This window comes from Streptomyces sp. NPDC003697 (genome assembly GCF_053587115.1).
In genome coordinates, this window is sequence record NZ_JBSFNN010000002.1 from 1 (window position 1) to 16,710 (window position 16,710).

Annotated in this window: 14 protein-coding genes; 12 read left to right on the plus strand and 2 right to left on the minus strand. The window is 74.0% G+C overall.

Annotation, left to right across the window (positions count from 1 at the left end):
- The 5 genes from ACWDNY_RS00875 to ACWDNY_RS00895 form a co-directional block, all read left to right on the plus strand.
- The coding region (locus ACWDNY_RS00875) for a PucR family transcriptional regulator (RefSeq protein ID WP_451643537.1) at positions 1-450 on the plus strand (450 nt) is incomplete at its 5' end.
- 155 nt (positions 451-605) lie between these two features.
- On the plus strand, positions 606-1,448 hold the full coding sequence (locus tag ACWDNY_RS00880; RefSeq protein WP_451643538.1) for a nitrilase-related carbon-nitrogen hydrolase: 843 nt from the start codon (positions 606-608) through the stop codon (positions 1,446-1,448).
- Between the two features lie 131 nt (positions 1,449-1,579).
- Positions 1,580-2,980 (plus strand): dihydropyrimidinase, encoded by a 1,401-nt coding sequence (gene hydA / locus ACWDNY_RS00885; RefSeq protein WP_451643539.1) that lies wholly within the window; start codon positions 1,580-1,582, stop codon positions 2,978-2,980.
- Positions 2,981-2,991: 11 nt separating this feature from the next.
- Positions 2,992-4,014, plus strand: a complete 1,023-nt coding sequence (locus ACWDNY_RS00890; protein ID WP_451643540.1) for a TIGR03842 family LLM class F420-dependent oxidoreductase — start codon at positions 2,992-2,994, stop codon at positions 4,012-4,014.
- Between the two features lie 119 nt (positions 4,015-4,133).
- Positions 4,134-5,660: an NCS1 family nucleobase:cation symporter-1 gene (locus ACWDNY_RS00895; protein ID WP_451643541.1), complete on the plus strand. Its 1,527-nt coding sequence runs from the start codon at positions 4,134-4,136 to the stop codon at positions 5,658-5,660.
- 23 nt (positions 5,661-5,683) lie between these two features.
- Here ACWDNY_RS00895 and ACWDNY_RS00900 read toward each other — a convergent pair whose 3' ends face one another.
- Complete coding sequence (locus tag ACWDNY_RS00900; RefSeq protein WP_451643542.1) at positions 5,684-6,349, minus strand: hypothetical protein; 666 nt, start codon at positions 6,347-6,349, stop codon at positions 5,684-5,686.
- Between the two features lie 210 nt (positions 6,350-6,559).
- Complete coding sequence (locus ACWDNY_RS00905) at positions 6,560-7,624, minus strand: lipoate--protein ligase family protein (RefSeq protein ID WP_451643543.1); 1,065 nt, start codon at positions 7,622-7,624, stop codon at positions 6,560-6,562.
- A gap of 165 nt (positions 7,625-7,789) precedes the next feature.
- Here ACWDNY_RS00905 and ACWDNY_RS00910 point away from each other — a divergent pair, with 165 nt between their 5' ends.
- From ACWDNY_RS00910 to ACWDNY_RS00940, 7 genes are all read left to right on the plus strand, one after another.
- On the plus strand, positions 7,790-9,661 hold the full coding sequence (locus ACWDNY_RS00910) for a gamma-glutamyltransferase family protein (RefSeq protein WP_451643544.1): 1,872 nt from the start codon (positions 7,790-7,792) through the stop codon (positions 9,659-9,661).
- 484 nt (positions 9,662-10,145) lie between these two features.
- On the plus strand, positions 10,146-10,985 hold the full coding sequence (locus tag ACWDNY_RS00915) for an inositol monophosphatase family protein (protein ID WP_451643545.1): 840 nt from the start codon (positions 10,146-10,148) through the stop codon (positions 10,983-10,985).
- A 337-nt stretch (positions 10,986-11,322) separates the two neighbouring features.
- Positions 11,323-12,732, plus strand: coding sequence for a phytoene desaturase family protein (locus ACWDNY_RS00920; RefSeq protein WP_451643546.1), 1,410 nt, complete (start codon positions 11,323-11,325; stop codon positions 12,730-12,732).
- Positions 12,729-13,259 (plus strand): O-acetyl-ADP-ribose deacetylase, encoded by a 531-nt coding sequence (locus tag ACWDNY_RS00925; protein ID WP_451643547.1) that lies wholly within the window; start codon positions 12,729-12,731, stop codon positions 13,257-13,259. Before ACWDNY_RS00920 ends, ACWDNY_RS00925 begins: the two co-directional genes overlap by 4 nt.
- 268 nt (positions 13,260-13,527) lie before the next feature.
- Complete coding sequence (locus ACWDNY_RS00930; protein WP_451643548.1) at positions 13,528-15,018, plus strand: AlkA N-terminal domain-containing protein; 1,491 nt, start codon at positions 13,528-13,530, stop codon at positions 15,016-15,018.
- A gap of 9 nt (positions 15,019-15,027) precedes the next feature.
- Positions 15,028-15,510, plus strand: coding sequence for a methylated-DNA--[protein]-cysteine S-methyltransferase (locus ACWDNY_RS00935; protein ID WP_451643549.1), 483 nt, complete (start codon positions 15,028-15,030; stop codon positions 15,508-15,510).
- A gap of 142 nt (positions 15,511-15,652) precedes the next feature.
- Positions 15,653-16,600 carry a YcxB family protein gene (locus ACWDNY_RS00940; protein ID WP_451643550.1) on the plus strand — a complete coding sequence of 316 codons (948 nt, stop codon included), beginning with the start codon at positions 15,653-15,655 and terminating at the stop codon, positions 16,598-16,600.
- The last annotated feature ends 110 nt before the right edge of the window (positions 16,601-16,710 follow it).

A 16,710-nucleotide genomic window follows, 5' to 3' on the forward strand; every position in this document is an offset into this window, starting at 1 on the left:
GCCGAACAGCGGATCGTCGTCGCCGCCGCAGCACCCCGCACCGCCTGGGACGACGTCCCCGCCGGGCTGCGCGAGGCGCGGCACGTCGCGCACGCCGTCGCCGACTCCTCGCCCGCCCGCGACCTGCCCGCCGTCGTCCGCCTCCGGGACGTCCACCTGCGCGGCCTGATCCGCCTGCTGCGCGACGACCCGCACGTGCAGTCCTTCGCCGAGCGGGAACTGGACGGCCTGCTGGGACCGGCCGGCGACGACCTGCTGTCCGTGCTGCGGACGTACCTCGCCACCGGCCGCAACAAGTCCCGCACCGCACGGCTCCACCACGTCTCCCGGCCCGCGCTCTACCGCCGGCTGGAGGCCATACAGGCACGGCTCGAAGTGGACCTCGACGACTTCGAGCAGGCCGCCTCCGTGCACATCGCGCTGCTCGCGCACGATGCGCAACAGGAGTGAAACCTGCGACGACCTGGGAGAACGGCGGTGAAACATGGGACAGGACCAGGGTGACACGCTGCCACGCCGCACCCCCGCAGACGTGACACGGTGCACCTCACGGCGCGCTCGCCCAGTTCCTACGCTCGCCGCACACCGAGCCAGTGGAGGTCCCGATGAGCAGAGTCATCCGCGCCGCCCTCTTCCAGACCGCCTGGACCGGCGACAAGGAGTCCATGATCCAGGTCCACGAGCGGGCGGCCCGCGACGCCGCCGCGCAGGGCGCCCAGGTGCTCTGCTTCCAGGAGCTGTTCTACGGCCCGTACTTCTGCCAGGTCCAGGACCCGGCGTTCTACGCGTACGCCGAGCAGATCCCCGAGGGACCCCTCGTGCGGCGCTTCCAGGCGCTGGCCCGGGAACTGGGCCTCGTCCTCGTCCTGCCGATGTACGAGGAGGAGCAGCCCGGCGTCCTCTACAACACCGCCGCCGTGATCGATGCCGACGGCTCCTACCTCGGCAAGTACCGCAAGACCCACATCCCCCAGGTGAGGGGCTTCTGGGAGAAGTTCTACTTCCGCCCCGGCAACAGCGGCTGGCCCGTCTTCGACACCGCCGTCGGCAGGGTCGGCGTGTACATCTGCTACGACCGCCACTTCCCGGAGGGCTGGCGCGCCCTCGGTCTCGCGGGCGCGGAGATCGTGTTCAACCCGTCGGCCACCTCCCGCGGCCTGTCCGGCTACCTGTGGCAGCTGGAGCAGCCGGCGGCCGCCGTCGCCAACGAGTACTTCGTCGGCGCGATCAACCGGGTCGGCGTCGAGGAACTGGGCGACAACGACTTCTACGGCACGTCGTACTTCGTGGACCCCGAGGCGCAGTTCGTCGGCGAGGTGGCGAGCGACAAGGAGAGCGAACTCGTCGTGCGCGACCTGGACACGGCCAGGCTGCGCGAGGTCCGCGACCGGTGGCAGTTCTACCGCGACCGCGCGCCGGGCGCCTACTCCCCGCTGACCGCGCCCTGACCGCCGCGCCCGGCCGCGGGCCCGGCCGGCCGGGCCCGCGGCACCGGGTTCCCGGTGCCGAACACCGCCCGCCCCCGCCCGGACACCCGCGGGCTCCCCGCACAGCACCCACGACCGGAAGGAGAGGGAGCATGAGCCGTACCGTCATCCGTGGCGGCCTCGTCGTCACCGCCTCCGACGAGATCCACGCCGACGTCCTGATCGAGGACGGCCGCATCGCCGCCCTCGCCGCCTCCGGCACCCCCGCCGCCGACGCCTTCACGGCCGAGCGCACCCTCGACGCGACCGGGAAGTACGTGATCCCGGGCGGCGTCGACGGACACACCCACATGGAGATGCCCTTCGGCGGCACCTACGCCTCGGACACCTTCGAGACCGGCACCCGGGCCGCGGCCTGGGGCGGCACGACGACGATCGTCGACTTCGCGATCCAGAGCGTCGGCGGCGCCCTGCGCGAGGGACTGGACGCCTGGCACGCCAAGGCCGAGGGCAACTGCGCCATCGACTACGGCTTCCACATGATCGTCTCCGATGTCAACCAGGAGACGCTGAAGGAGATGGACCTGCTGGTGGAGGAGGGGGTCACGTCCTTCAAGCAGTTCATGGCCTATCCCGGCGTCTTCTACAGCGACGACGGCCAGATCCTGCGCGCCATGCAGCGCGCCGCCGGGAACGGCGGCCTGATCATGATGCACGCGGAGAACGGCATCGCGATCGACGTGCTGGTCGAGCAGGCCCTCGCCCGCGGCGAGACCGACCCGCGCCACCACGGCGAGGTGCGCAAGGCCCTGCTGGAGGCCGAGGCCACCCACCGCGCCATCAGGCTGGCGCAGGTCGCGGGCGCGCCCCTGTACGTCGTCCACGTCTCGGCGCGGGAGGCGGTCGCCGAACTCGCCCGGGCCCGCGCCGACGGACTCAGCGTCTTCGGCGAGACCTGCCCCCAGTACCTCTTCCTGTCCACCGACAACCTCGCCGAGCCGGACTTCGAGGGCGCCAAGTACGTGTGCTCCACGCCCCTGCGGCCCAGGGAGCACCAGGCGGCCCTGTGGAAGGGCCTGCGCCGCAACGACCTGCAGGTGGTCTCCACCGACCACTGCCCCTTCTGCTTCGCCGGCCAGAAGGAGCTGGGCCGCGGCGACTTCTCGAAGATCCCCAACGGCATGCCCGGCGTGGAGCACCGCATGGACCTGCTCCACCAGGCCGTCGTCGAGGGGCGCATCTCCCGCCGCCGCTGGATCGAGATCGCCTGCGCCACCCCGGCCCGCATGTTCGGCCTGTACCCGCAGAAGGGCACCATCGCCCCCGGCGCCGACGCCGACGTCGTCGTCTACGACCCGCACGCCGAGCAGGTCATCTCCGCTGCCGAGCACCACATGAACGTCGACTACTCGGCGTACGAGGGCATGCGCGTCACCGGCCGCGTCGAGACCGTCCTGTCGCGCGGCGAATGGGTCGTCACCGAGCGGGAGTTCACCGGACGCGCCGGTCACGGCGTCTACACCCCGCGCTCCACCTGCCAGTACCTCGACTAGGAGTCGTGCCCATGGACTTCGGACTCGTCCTGCAGACCGACCCGCCGGCCTCCCGCGTCGTCAGCCTCATGAAACGGGCCGAACGCAACGGCTTCACGTACGGCTGGACCTTCGACTCCGCCGTGCTGTGGCAGGAGCCGTTCGTCATTTACAGTCAGGTCCTCGCCAACACGGACAGGCTGACGGTCGGCCCGATGGTCACCAACCCCGGGACCCGCACCTGGGAGGTCACCGCGTCCACGTTCGCCACCCTCAACGACATGTTCGGCAACCGCACCGTCTGCGGCATCGGCCGCGGCGACTCGGCCATGCGCGTCGCCGGCCGCAAACCCGTCACCCTGGCCCGGATTAGCGAGGCCATGCGGGTGATCCGGGCGCTGGCGCGGGGCGAGGAGGCCGACCTCGGCGGCGGCACGGTCGTCCGGTTCCCGTGGGTCGGGCCGGGCGCCGAACTCCCGGTCTGGATGGCCGCGTACGGACCCAAGGCCCTGAAGACGGCGGGCGAGGAGGCCGACGGCTTCATCCTCCAGCTCGCTGACCTCTACCTCACCGAGTACATGGTCAAGACGGTGAAGGACGCGGCGGCCGCGGCCGGGCGCGACCCGTCCGACGTCACGGTCTGCGTCGCCGCCCCCGCCTATGTCACCGCCGACGACTCGCCCGAGGCGCTGGCCCACGCCCGCGAGCAGTGCCGGTGGTTCGGCGGGATGGTCGGCAACCACGTCGCCGACCTCGTCGCCCGGTACGGCGAGCACTCGGGCGCCGTCCCCGGCGAACTCACCGACTACATCAAGGCCCGCCAGGGCTACGACTACGCCCATCACGGACGCAGCGGCAACCCCGACACCGCGTTCGTGCCCGACCGGATCGTCGACCGGTTCTGCCTGGTCGGGCCCGTCGAGGCACACGTCGAGAAGCTGAGGGCGCTGCGCGAGCTGGGCGTCGACCAGTTCGCCCTGTACGACATGCACGACGCGCAGGAGGCCGTGATCGACGCCTACGGCCAGAAGGTCATCCCCGCCCTGCGCTCCTGACCCCCCGGCCCCGCCCCGCTTCCGTCCCCCACCCCCTGTCCCCCCTCCCCGCTCCCCCGGGGAGGGGGCCGGGCGCCCGCACCGCCCCGCGTCGACCCACCTCATCGATTGGGCTGCCCATGACCGACACCGCACCCACCGCCATACCGCCCACCGCCCAGGTCGCCCTCCCCGACGGGCGCGTGGAACTCGCCCCCGGCAGCGAACCGCCCGGCGGCCCCTACGCCAACGAGGACCTGCTGCCGGTCCCCGCCGCCCGGCGCACCTGGACCACGTACAACTTCTGCGCCCTGTGGGTCGGCATGGCCCACAACACGGCCTCCTGGACCCTGGCCTCCGGGCTCGTCGCCGTCGGCATGGACTGGAAGCAGGCGGTGTTCACCATCGCCCTCGCCAACGTCATCGTGCTGGTGCCGATGCTGCTCACCGGACACGCGGGACCCAAGTACGGCATCCCGTTCCCGGTCTTCGCCCGCGCCTCCTTCGGCGTCCGCGGCGCCAACCTGCCCGCCGTCGTACGGGCGCTCGTGGCCTGCGGCTGGTTCGGCATCCAGACCTGGATCGGCGGCGAGGCCATCTACTTCCTCGCCGGCAAGCTGATCGGGCAGGGCTGGGCGAACGCCGCGACGGTCGGCGGCCACCCCTGGACCATGTGGCTGTCGTTCGCGATCTTCTGGGCGATCCAGGTGGCCGTCATCCACCGCGGCATGGAGACCATCCGCCGCTTCGAGAACTGGGCGGCGCCGTTCGTGCTCGTCGGCGCCTTCGTCATGCTGTGGTGGATGAGCGACAGGGCCGGCGGCCTCGGCCCGCTCTTCGACCAGCCGTCGAAGCTGGGCTGGGGAGCGGACTTCTGGAAACTGTTCGCCCCCTCCCTCATGGGCATGATCGGCTTCTGGTCCACGCTGTCCCTGAACATCCCCGACTTCACCCGGTACGGCAGGAGCCAGAAGGCCCAGACATGGGGTCAGAGCCTCGGCCTGCCGACGACGATGACGCTGTTCGCGTTCCTGTCGGTGCTGGTCACCTCAGGCTCCCAGGCCGTGTACGGCGAGCCCGTGTGGGACCCGGTGCGGCTGGCGGCGAAGACCGACAGCGTGGTCGGTCTGCTCTACGCGTTGGTGACCGTGCTGGTGGCAACGCTGTCGGTCAACATCGCCGCCAACCTCGTCTCCCCGGCCTTCGACTTCTCCAACGTCGCGCCCCGGCACGTCAGTTTCCGGGCCGGCGCGCTCGTCACCGCCGTGCTCGCCGTGCTCATCTGCCCGTGGAAGCTGTACTCCGACCCGCAGGGCTACATCTTCACCTGGCTCGGCCTGGTCGGCGGCCTGCTCGGCACCGTGGCCGGCATCCTCGTCGCTGACTACTGGATCCTGCGCCGGTCCTCCCTGGACCTGGCCGACCTGTACCGCCCGGGCGGGCGCTACTGGTACCGCGGCGGCTGGAACTGGCGGGCCGTCGTCGCCTTCGCCGTGGGCGGTGTCCTCGCCATCGGGGGCGCGGACCTCCATCCGCTGTTCGACGGCCGGCCCGTCCCCGCCCTGTCCGCCCTCGCCGACTACGGCTGGGCGGTCGGCCTCGGCACCTCGATGCTGCTGTACCTGGCCCTGATGCTCACCCGCGGCCGGCGGCGCGCCGCCGCCTGACGCCCGTCAGGGGGCGTCCGGCCCTACCGGCCGCCCCGCAGGGCCGCCACCGCTTCCTTGGCGGCCTTGATGGCGCCCGTGTTGATCTCCGCCGTGTCGGGCGCCTTCTTCGTCTCGAAGTCGCTGCCGTTGTAGGTGACGATGACCAGGGCGTTGGCGGCACGGGCCACCACCACGCCCTCCCGCGTCTGCTGCTTGTCCTCGGTGGTGAGGTTCACGACGGAGTACGCCGCGTCGCCGAGCCCGGGGACCGCGCCGCCGCCGCTCTTCTCCTTCGTCCGCTCCTCGTACGACGTGCGCGCGGCCGCGTCCGAGCCCATGACCTCGAACGACACGTCCAGCCAGCGGTAGTCGAAGCCGTGCAGGGCGTTCCAGGAGCAGGTGCGGCGCTTCTCCGTGTCCGTCGACGGGATCTCCCGGCCCGCCGTCTTCGCGCCCGGCACCAGCGACGCGACCGTCTTCACGGCCACGGCGGTGCACGGCGCGGGGGCCGACGCGTACGTCCTGGCCTCCGCCGTGCTCGACGGAGCGGAGACCGGCTGGGTGGAGCCGGGCCGCTGCGGGGCGGGGTCGTGCCCCGCGGCCGGGGGCGCCGCCGGGCCGGAGGTCAGTGCCCAGCCCGCGCAGGCGAGCACGACGACCGGGGACAGACGCGCGGTGAGCGCGAGCGGCAGGGGAAAATCACGCACGGCGCACTTCTCGTGGGGGACGGACGGTGCGGAGGGGTCCGCACTGCGGACGGGACGACAGTGTCACACGACTGCCGGTGGCGCGGAAGGGCGAACTCGCTGCGTGGCCGCGTGGTCACAGTGGGACGCGCGGCGCGGGCGCCGTCGGCGGCGGCAGCGCGGGACGACGGCGTGACGGCCCGTCAGGAGCGAGCCGGTGACAGCGGCCGGTCAGGGCACCCGCGCCGTCCACTCCCCGGAGGTGTACTTCGTCCGCGCCAGCTCCCGCGCGCGGGCCAGTTCCTCGCCGGTCACCCTGCCCGCGGCCAGTCCGTACCGGCCGCGGAAGGAGTCGATCATCCGCTCGATGACGGCCTCGCGCGGCAGACCGGTCTGCCGGCGCAGCGGATCCACCCGCTTCCCGGCGCTCCTCGTGCCCTTGTCGGACAGCTTCTCCCGCCCGATCCGCAGCACCTGGACCATCTTGTCGGCGTCGATGTCGTACGACATGGTCACGTGGTGCAGGACCGCGCCGGGACCTCCCTGGGGACCGACGACCCGCTTCTGAGCGGCGCCCGCGATCTTCCCCTGGTCGGTGGCGATGTCGTTCAGCGGCTGGTACCAGGCCCGGATGCCCATGTCACCGAGCGCGCCGAGCACCCAGTCGTCGAGGTAGGCGTAGCTGTCCTGGAAGGACAGTCCCTGCACCAGCGACTGCGGCACCGACAGCGAGTAGGTGATCGTGTTGCCCGGCTCGACGAACATCGCGCCGCCGCCGGAGATCCGGCGCACCACCGTGATGCCGTGCCGCGCGGCGCCCTCCGGGTCGACCTCGTTGCGCAGCGACTGGAAGCTGCCGATGATCACCGCCGGGCCGCCCCACTCCCACACCCGCAGGGTCGGAGGCCGCCGCCCCGCGGCGACCTCGTCCGTCAGCACCTCGTCCAGCGCCATGTGCAGGGCCGGGGACTGCGGGCCGTCGTGGATGAGCTGCCAGTCGTAGTCGGTCCAGTCGGTGGCGTGGGCCAGGGCGCGGCGCACCGCGATGCCGACGCCCTCGGAGGTCAGCCCGTACATCACGGTGCCCTCCGGCAGGGCCGCGTCGATCCGGGCGGCCAGCCCCGCGGCGTCCGCGTCCGCCGGGGCGCCCTCCAGCGCGCGGTTCACGGCGTCCAGGGCCTCGTCCGGCTCGAGGAAGAAGTCACCCGCCACGCGGACGTGCCGCAGCACGCCGTCCTCGGCCTCCACGTCCACCACGACGAGCTTGCCGCCGGGCACCTTGTACTCACCGTGCACCGATCCGTCTCCGTTCCCCGGTCCGACCCCCTCCTCAACGCCGGCCGGGACCGGATGATTCCGGTGGCTCCGGCGGCTCCGGCGGCTCCGGTGGCCACCGGGCCACGGATGATCGCCCACATACTGGTGGGGCCCGCTGACGTCCGCGAAATCCGAGGTGAGGGAATGCGGTTCACCACCCGACCCACCCTGCAGGGGACCTTCGGCATGGTCTCCTCCACCCACTGGCTCGCCTCGCAGTCCGCGATGGCCGTGCTGGAGGACGGCGGCAACGCCTACGACGCGGCCGTGGCGGGCGCGTTCGTGCTGCACGTGGTCGAACCCCACCTCAACGGGCCCGCCGGCGAGGTGCCCGTCCTGCTCGCCCCGGCGGGCGGGGAGGTGCGGATGCTGTGCGGGCAGGGCGTGGCCCCGGCCGGGGCTACGGTGGCCCACTACCGCGGGCTCGGCCTGGAACTCGTCCCCGGCACCGGCCCGCTCGCCGCCGCGGTCCCCGGCGCCTTCGACGCCTGGATGCTCCTGCTGCGCGACCACGGCACCAAACCGCTCGCCGACGTGCTGAAGTACGCCGTCGGGTACGCCGAACACGGGCACGCGCCCGTGGAACGCGTCGGTGAGACCGTCGAGACCGTGCGCCGGCTGTTCGAGACCGAGTGGACCTCCTCGGCCGACGTCTACCTGCCCGGCGGGCGGCCGCCCCGGCCCGGCGCGCTCTTCCGTAACCCCGCGCTCGCCGCCACCTGGAAGCGGCTGCTCGCCGAGACCGCCGGCGCGGGCGGCCGGGAGGCGCAGATCGAGGCCGCCCGCGAGGTGTGGCGGACCGGCTTCGTCGCCGAGGCCCTGGTGCGCCAGGCGCGGCGCCCCACCCTCGACACCAGCGGCCACCACCACACCGGCACCCTGACGGCCGCCGACCTGGCCTCCTGGTCGGCGACCTACGAAGCCCCGGCGACGTACGACTGGAACGGCTGGACGGTGTGCAAGGCCGGTCCCTGGAGCCAGGGCCCGGTGTTCCTGCAGCAGCTCGCCCTCCTCCCGCCCGAGCTGCCGGCGTACGGGTCCGCCGACTACGTCCACCTGCTGGTCGAGGGCTGCAAGCTGGCCATGGCCGACCGGGAGGCCTGGTACGGGGACGCCGCCGAGGTGCCGCTGGCGGAACTGCTGTCGGCCGGCTACAACGCCGGGCGGCGACGGCTCGTCGGGGACACGGCCTCCTACGAGCTGCGGCCCGGCAGCCCCGGCGGGCGCGTCCCCCGGCTCAGCGCGCACGCGCACACGGTCGCCGCCGACCCGGGGGAGTACGACGCCCTGGGCGTCGGCGAACCGACGGTCGCCAAGGGCCCGACGTCCCCGGTGCCGGGTGAGCCCGACACGACGGGCCGCCCGGCGTCCGCGCGGCCGGGCGGGTTCCGGGTCGCCGCCGACGGCTCCACCCGCGGCGACACCTGCCACCTGGACGTCGTCGACCGGTGGGGCAACATGGTCGCCGCCACGCCGAGCGGCGGCTGGCTGCAGTCCAACCCGGTCGTGCCGGAACTGGGGTTCCCGCTCGGCACCCGGCTCCAGATGACATGGCTGGAGGAGGGACTGCCCAACTCCCTCACGCCGGGCCGCCGCCCGCGCACCACCCTCACGCCGTCGATCGCGCTGCGCGGCGGAGTGCCGGTCATGGCGTTCGGCACGCCCGGCGGCGACCAGCAGGACCAGTGGCAGCTGCACTTCTTCCTCGCCGCCGCCCTGCGCGAGCCGGTGCGCGGGGGACTCGACCTGCAGGGCGCGATCGACGCCCCGAACTGGCACAACGACGGCTTCCCCGGCTCCTTCTACCCGCGCGGCATGCGGCCCGGCCGGCTCACCGTGGAGTCGCGCATGGACGCGGCGGTGGTCGGGGAACTGCGGCGGCGCGGCCACGACGTGACGGTCGGCGGCCCCTGGTCCGAGGGCCGGCTGTGCGCGGTCGCCAGGGACCCGGCGACCGGGATCCTGTCGGCGGCCGCCAACCCGCGGGGCATGCAGGGGTACGCGGTGGGCCGCTGACGACCGGTCGGCGCCTTGCCGGCGGGGGCGGGGCGAGGGCGCGGGCCGCGCGGCGTGACCCGCACCGTACACACGGGCGGGCGCGCAGGTCTGAGGGCGGGCGCCGCGCTCTCGGCGGGTGCCGCTCCGTCACACCGAAGCCGGCGCGGCGGCGCTGGGACGCACGCGCCCGCCGAGGGCGCCCACCGGGCGCGGCTCGGCGGTGCCGGGCGGCGGCCCTGCCGCGCGGGGCGGTACTGGGCGGTGGCCGTACCGGACGGGGCGGGGCGGTGCTGTGGCGGCCGTACCGGACGGGGCCGGCACCGAGCCGGGTCGGGCGCGGACCGGGCACCGCCTCGGGGCGTAGGGAGAGGGCTCGTGCCGAACCGGCGCGCCGCACGGCCCCCGCCGGGTCTCGTGTCCGGCGTCAGGTGTTCACCCCGATTCCACCCGGAAGACCCCGGCCGGGCGGGGAATGTCAGTGACGCGTGATCTCATGGGGGCCATGAACGAAGAGACGGAAACCATCGACGAGTTTCTCGCCCGCCACTCGGCCGACGTGGAGGATGCGGTCCGCAAGGCGGCCGCGGCCGAGATCATGCCCCGCTTCCGCCGGCTCGCGGAGCACGAGGTCGACCGCAAGACCGGCCCGCACGACCTGGTGACGGACGCCGACCGGCTGGCCGAGCTGTACCTCACCGACACCCTGGGCGCCCTGCTGCCCGGCTCCGTCGTCGTGGGCGAGGAGGCGGTGCACGCCGACCCGGCGACGTACGAGGCGATACGGGGCGACGCCCCCGTCTGGATCATCGACCCCGTGGACGGCACACGGCAGTTCGTGCACGGCGACCCCGGCTTCTGCACCCTGGTCACCCTCGCCCGGCGCGGGGTCCTGCTGGCCTCCTGGACGTACGCGCCGGCACACGACCGGCTCGCCACGGCCGTACGGGGAGCGGGCGCGTTCCTCGACGGCGAGCGGCTGCGCTGCGGCACGCCGGAGCCGGGCCGCCCGCTGGAGGTGGCCACGTCCCACCCGGACTTCACGACGGAGGACCAGAAGAACGCGCTGCTCGGCCTTTGGACGGACGGCGTCGCCCCGCGGGCGTGCGGCTCGGCCGGACTGGAGTATCTCGCCATCGCCCGTGGCGAGTTGGACGCCACGGCGTTCTCCTGGGAGGCGGCCTGGGACCACGCGGCGGGGCTGCTGCTCGTCGAGGAGGCGGGTGGCACCCACCTGACCCTGGCGGGCAGCCCCTTCCGCGTCACGGGCGGCAACAGCCTGCCCTTCACGGCGGCCCGCGACGCGGCGACGGCGCAGCGGGTGCTGGACCTGCTGACGGCGTAGTCGGCGGCAGCCGAGACGGCGTCGCCCGCCCGTCGGGCCGCGCCTCGCCGTGGACCGGGGTCACGCCTCCCCGTGCACCGAGGCCACACCCGACCGTGGACGGACCGGGGCCGCGCATCGGCGTGAGCGCGCACTGGGGCCGCGCACCCCGGGCGCTGCTGGCCGGCCTCCTTCGCGCCTGCCGGCACCCCTCGTCACCCGGCGTCCCCGCGCCCTCGGCGACCGACGGGCCGACCCGGCGGCCGGGGTTCGGCCCGCGAGGCGATCCGGCCGGCCGCGCGGCATATCCTGAGCGCGAATGACCATCGGCTGACGAGGGGGTTCCAAGGTGCCGTCGATGCTCGATGCGGTCGTGGTGGGTGCGGGGCCGAACGGGCTCACCGCCGCCGTGGAACTCGCGCGCCGCGGGTTCTCCGTGGCCGTGTTCGAGGCGTGCGGCACCGTCGGCGGCGGCGCCCGCACCGAGGAGCTCACCCTGCCCGGCTTCCGGCACGACCCGTGCTCCGCCGCGCACCCCCTCGGCATCAACTCACCCGCCTTCCGCGCCCTGCCGCTGGAGCGCTACGGCCTTCAGTGGCTGCACCCCGAGCTGCCCATGGCGCATCCGTTCCCCGACGGCACGGCCGCCGTCCTGGCACGGTCGGTCGCGCGGACGGCCGCCTCCTTCGGGCCGCGGGACGCGGGAGCGTACCGCAGGCTGGTCGAGCCGTTCCTGCCGCGGTGGGACACCCTCGCCCGCGACTTCATGTCCCTGCCCCTCAGCGCCCTCCCGCGCGACCCCGTCACGCTCGCCCGCTTCGGCCTGGCCGGCCTTCCCCCGTCGACCTGGCTGATGCGCCGCTTCCGCGACGAGCGGGCCAGGACCCTCCTCGCCGGCCTGGTCGCCCACGTCATGGCCCCGCTCGACGGCTTCGCCACCGGCGCGATCGCGCTGGTCTTCGCCCTGGCCGCGCACGCCCGCGGCTGGCCGGTCGCCCGCGGCGGCTCGCAGTCGATCTCCGACGCCCTCGCCGCGTATCTGAAGGACCTCGGCGGCACCGTCCACACCGACTACGAGGTCAAGCGCCTCGACGACCTGCCGCCCGCGCGGGCCTATGTGTTCGACACCTCGCCCACCGCCCTGGCCCGCATCGCCGGCCTCGGCGGCTACTACGAGGGCTACCGGTACGGCCCCGGCGTCTTCAAGATCGACTACGCCCTGGACGGCCCCGTGCCGTGGACGGCGGCGGAGGCCCGCGTCGCCGGCACCGTGCAGATCGGGGCGGACAGCGCCGAGATCGGCGCCGCGCTGCGCGCCGCGTCCCGCGAGGGACGCGCGCCCGACAGGCCGTTCCTCATCACCGTCCAGCCCGGTGTCGTGGACCCCGGCCGCGCCCCGGCCGGACAGCAGGTGTTCTGGGCGTACGGCCACGTGCCCAACGGCTGGACAGGAGACCTCACCGACGCCGTCGAACGCCAGCTGGAGCGCTTCGCCCCGGGGTTCCGCGACCGGGTCCTCGCCCGCGCGGTCGCCGGGCCGCCCCAGCTCGCCGCCCGCAACGCCAACTACGTCGGCGGCGACATCGCCTCCGGCTCGGTCGCCGGGCTCCGGCTCCTGCTGCGCCCGAAGCCGACCCTGTTCCCCTACAGCACGCCGCACCCGGCCGTCTACCTCTGCTCGTCGGCCACCCCGCCGGGCCCCGGCGTGCACGGCATGTCGGGACACAACGCGGCGAAGGCCGTCTGGAGGAGACTGAGGCAGACATGACCACGATCACGCTCGTCCAAGGCGACATCACCCGGCAGGCCGCCGACGCCATCGTCAACGCCGCGAACTCGTCCCTGCTCGGCGGCGGAGGCGTCGACGGCGCGATCCACCGCCGGGGCGGACCCGCGATCCTCGAGGAGTGCCGCCTGCTGCGGGCCTCCCGGTACGGCGGCGGCCTGCCCACCGGGCACGCGGTGGCCACGACGGCGGGTCTGCTTCAGGCCCGCTGGGTGATCCACACGGTCGGCCCGGTCCACAGCACCACCGAGGACCGCTCCGCCCTGCTGGCCTCCTGCTACCGCGAGTCGCTGCGTGTCGCCGACGAGCTCGGCGCCCGCTCGGTCGCGTTCCCGGCCATCTCCACGGGCGTCTACGGGTGGCCGATCGACGACGGCGCCCGCATCGCAGTCGAGACCGTCCGGCAGGTCGCCACCACGGTGACGGAGGTGCGGTTCGTCCTGTTCGACGAGCGGGGTTACGCCGCCTTCGCCACGCACGCCGGCCTGTCCGCCGACGGCCCCGGCTGAGTCCACCGCGACACCTCGGGCCGGGCCCGCCCGGCATGCCCCCGGCCCGAGCCGGGGCAGGAGCCGCTGGACAGTGCGCCGCTCACCGCACCGGCCGCTCGTCACCTGCCGGCGGCCCGTTCGCCGGCCCGGTGCGGCGTCCGCCGCGGCGGCGGACGCCGCACCCGGGGCCCTGGACGGCAACGGTGATCCGGGACGACGCAGGGCATGCCACGTCCATGTCGGATTCCCGCCAGCGACCGCCGTCCCGGTGGCCGATGCTGGAGGCATGCAGACAGGGATGCACGCCGACCGGGAGCGCTGTGTGCGCGCCGTACGGTCCAAGGACGCGCGGTTCGACGGCTGGTTCTTCACGGCCGTCCTGACGACGCGCATCTACTGCCGGCCCAGCTGCCCGGTCGTGCCGCCCAAGCCGGAGAACATGACCTTCTACCCCAGCGCGGCCGCCTGCCAGCAGGCCGGCTTCCGGGCCTGCAAACGCTGCCGCCCCGACACCAGCCCCGGCTCACCCGAGTGGAACCAGCGCGCCGACGTGGTGGCCCGCGCCATGCGGCTGATCGCCGACGGCGTGGTCGACCGCGAAGGCGTCCCCGGCCTCGCCGCCCGCCTCGGCTACAGCGCCCGCCAGGTCGAACGGCAACTGCTCGCCGAACTCGGCGCCGGCCCGCTCGCCCTCGCCCGCGCGCAGCGCGCCCAGACCGCCCGGCTGCTGATCGAGACGACCGCGCTGCCGATGGCGGAGATCGCCTTCGCCGCCGGATTCTCCTCGATCCGCACCTTCAACGACACCGTGCGCGAGGTGTTCGCCCTGTCGCCCACCGACCTGCGGGCCCGCCGCCTGGGCCGGGCCCCCGCACCGCTCCCGCCCACCCCCGGCGCGCTCCAGCTGCGTCTCCCCTTCCGCGCCCCGCTCAACCCCGACAACCTCTTCGGCCACCTCGCCGCGACCGCCGTACCGGGCGTGGAGGAGTGGCGCGACGGCGCCTACCGGCGCACCCTGCGCCTGCCCTACGGCCACGGCATCGCGACCCTGACGCCGGCGCCCGACCACATCGCCTGCCGGCTCACCCTCAGCGACCTGCGGGACCTGCCCGTCGCGATCAGCCGGTGCCGCCGCATGCTCGACCTGGACGCCGACCCGGTGGCGATCGACGACCAGCTGCGCACCGACCCGGTGCTCGCGCCCCTCGTCGACAAGGCCCCCGGCCGACGGGTCCCGCGCACCGTCGACGAAAACGAGTTCGCCGTGCGGGCCGTCCTCGGCCAGCAGGTCTCCACGGCCGCCGCCCGCACGCACGCGGCCCGCCTGGTCACCGCGTACGGCGAGCCCGTCGACGACCCCGAGGGCGGCCTCACCCATCTCTTCCCCGCCCCCGAGGCGCTGGCCGCGCTCGACCCCGCGTCCCTGGCGATGCCCCGCACCCGCCGTACGACGTTCACCACACTGGTGCGCCAACTCGCCGACGGCACGGTGCACCTGGGCGTGGAGAGCGACTGGCGGGAGACCCGCGCCAGGCTGCTCGCCCTGCCCGGCTTCGGCCCCTGGACGGCCGACGTCATCGCCATGCGTGCCCTCGGCGACCCCGACGCCTTCCTGCCCACCGACCTCGGCATCCGGCGCGCCGCCGGTGCGCTGGGCCTGCCGTCGACGCCCGCCGCGCTCACCGCGCGGGCGGCGGCCTGGCGGCCCTGGCGCGCCTACGCGGTGCAGTACCTCTGGGCGACCGACAGCCACCCGATCAACTTCCTTCCCGTCTGAGGACCTCCCGTGAGACAGCACACCGTCATCGACAGCCCCTACGGCCCGCTCACCCTCGTCGCCGACGACGGTGCCCTGTGCGGCCTGTACATGGTGGACCAGCGTCACCGCCCGGCGGAGGAGACGTTCGGCGAACGCGACGAGCGCCCCTTCGCCGAGGCGGCGGAACAGCTGGCGGCCTACTTCGACGGGCAGCTCCGCGAGTTCACCCTGGAACTCCGCCTGAACGGCACACCGTTCCAGCGCGCCGTCTGGAACGAACTCCGCCGCATCCCCTACGGCGAGACCCGTTCCTACGGCCGGCTCGCCGACGCCCTCGGCAAACCCGGCGCCTCCCGCGCCGTCGGCCTCGCCAACGGCCGCAACCCCGTCGGCATCGTCGTCCCCTGCCACCGCGTCATCGGCGCGACCGGCAGCCTGACCGGCTACGGCGGCGGCCTGGACCGCAAACGCCGCCTCCTGGACTTCGAACGCGGCACGGCCCTGTTCTGACCGAGCCGCACTCGCCCACCCCACCGGCCGGCTCCTCACCCGCCCCACGTAACTGCCGGCCGCACTTCGCGCATGGACCCCGAGCACGTCCCCTCCCTCCCCGGCGCTACGATCCGGTTGATCACGGAACCGGGGAGGGGACATGGCCGAGGGCCGGGAAGCGACGGACGCCGTCGCGGAGAGACCGGTGGAGCTGGCCTACCGGCTCACCGTCGACGATCTTGGGGCAGCGATCCGCACCCGGGCGAAGGTCACCAGAGCGGGCCGTTTCCGGCGTCGGCTACTGATCTACACGCTGGTGGTCACGGCCGTCGGAGTCCTTCTGTCGACGCTCGGCGACGGCCGGCGTGACACCCCGTGGTACCTGTACCTGGCGCTGGTGGCCTTCGTGGCCTTCATGACCGCCGGGCCGCGGCTGCAGGCCCGCCAGTTCCACCGGCTCAGCGAGCGGCAGGGCGACTTCCGCGCCGTCGTCGACGACACGGGGATCTGCCTTACCACCGCCCACAGCTCGGCCACCCTCGACTGGCACCTCTACCCGCGCTATGCCGAGACCCCGGAGCTGTTCGTGCTGCTCAGCGCCGACAAGTCCGCCGTCGGCGTCGGCGTCCTGCCCAAGCGCGGCCTGAGCAACCCGGAGGATGCGGACCGGCTGCGGGCGATCTTCGCTCGGCACCTGGTGCGCGCGGACGCCGCCGCGGCGCCGGACGCCGACAGGACGCCGAGCCGGGGCCGGGACGTCGGGCGCGGAGCGAGCTCCGTCGGGCTGCTGCTCCTGGGGCTGGTGCTGCTCTTCTTCGCCTACGCCGCCGTCCAGAAGACCGTGGATCCAGACGCCTTCCCCGGGCTCCAGCGCAACAACGCGCCGGTCTCGGCCATCGCCCTGCTCCTGGGGGTGCCGGCCGTCGCCCGCGCGTGGTGGGTCGTACGCCGGATGAAGGTGATGCGGATCGTGACCGCCGTGCTCGCCGCCGCCGTGCTGCTGGTCGGCGGTGCCGCCGTCTACCGCATCGGGCCGATGCTGCACTGCTGGGGCTCGGACCGGATCGCCCGGGGCCCCGACGGCGACTACGCCTGCTACGACTTCTGAGCGGGCCCGGAGCCCATTCCTCGACGGCTGCGCGGCGCAGCCACCGCAGGTGCCGAAGATCTCGACGGTGGCGACATCTCGTGAGTCCCCCCTGAGCCCGCTGAGTCCCA

Coding starts and splice junctions, on each gene's coding strand:
- ACWDNY_RS00915 (WP_451643545.1), top strand. CDS start 10,146: ATGAACGAAGAGACGGAAACCATCGACGAGTTTCTCGCCCGCCACTCG.
- ACWDNY_RS00925 (WP_451643547.1), top strand. CDS start 12,729: ATGACCACGATCACGCTCGTCCAAGGCGACATCACCCGGCAGGCCGCC.
- ACWDNY_RS00895 (WP_451643541.1), top strand. CDS start 4,134: ATGACCGACACCGCACCCACCGCCATACCGCCCACCGCCCAGGTCGCC.
- hydA (WP_451643539.1), top strand. CDS start 1,580: ATGAGCCGTACCGTCATCCGTGGCGGCCTCGTCGTCACCGCCTCCGAC.
- ACWDNY_RS00890 (WP_451643540.1), top strand. CDS start 2,992: ATGGACTTCGGACTCGTCCTGCAGACCGACCCGCCGGCCTCCCGCGTC.
- ACWDNY_RS00880 (WP_451643538.1), top strand. CDS start 606: ATGAGCAGAGTCATCCGCGCCGCCCTCTTCCAGACCGCCTGGACCGGC.
- ACWDNY_RS00910 (WP_451643544.1), top strand. CDS start 7,790: ATGCGGTTCACCACCCGACCCACCCTGCAGGGGACCTTCGGCATGGTC.
- ACWDNY_RS00940 (WP_451643550.1), top strand. CDS start 15,653: ATGGCCGAGGGCCGGGAAGCGACGGACGCCGTCGCGGAGAGACCGGTG.
- ACWDNY_RS00930 (WP_451643548.1), top strand. CDS start 13,528: ATGCAGACAGGGATGCACGCCGACCGGGAGCGCTGTGTGCGCGCCGTA.
- ACWDNY_RS00920 (WP_451643546.1), top strand. CDS start 11,323: ATGCTCGATGCGGTCGTGGTGGGTGCGGGGCCGAACGGGCTCACCGCC.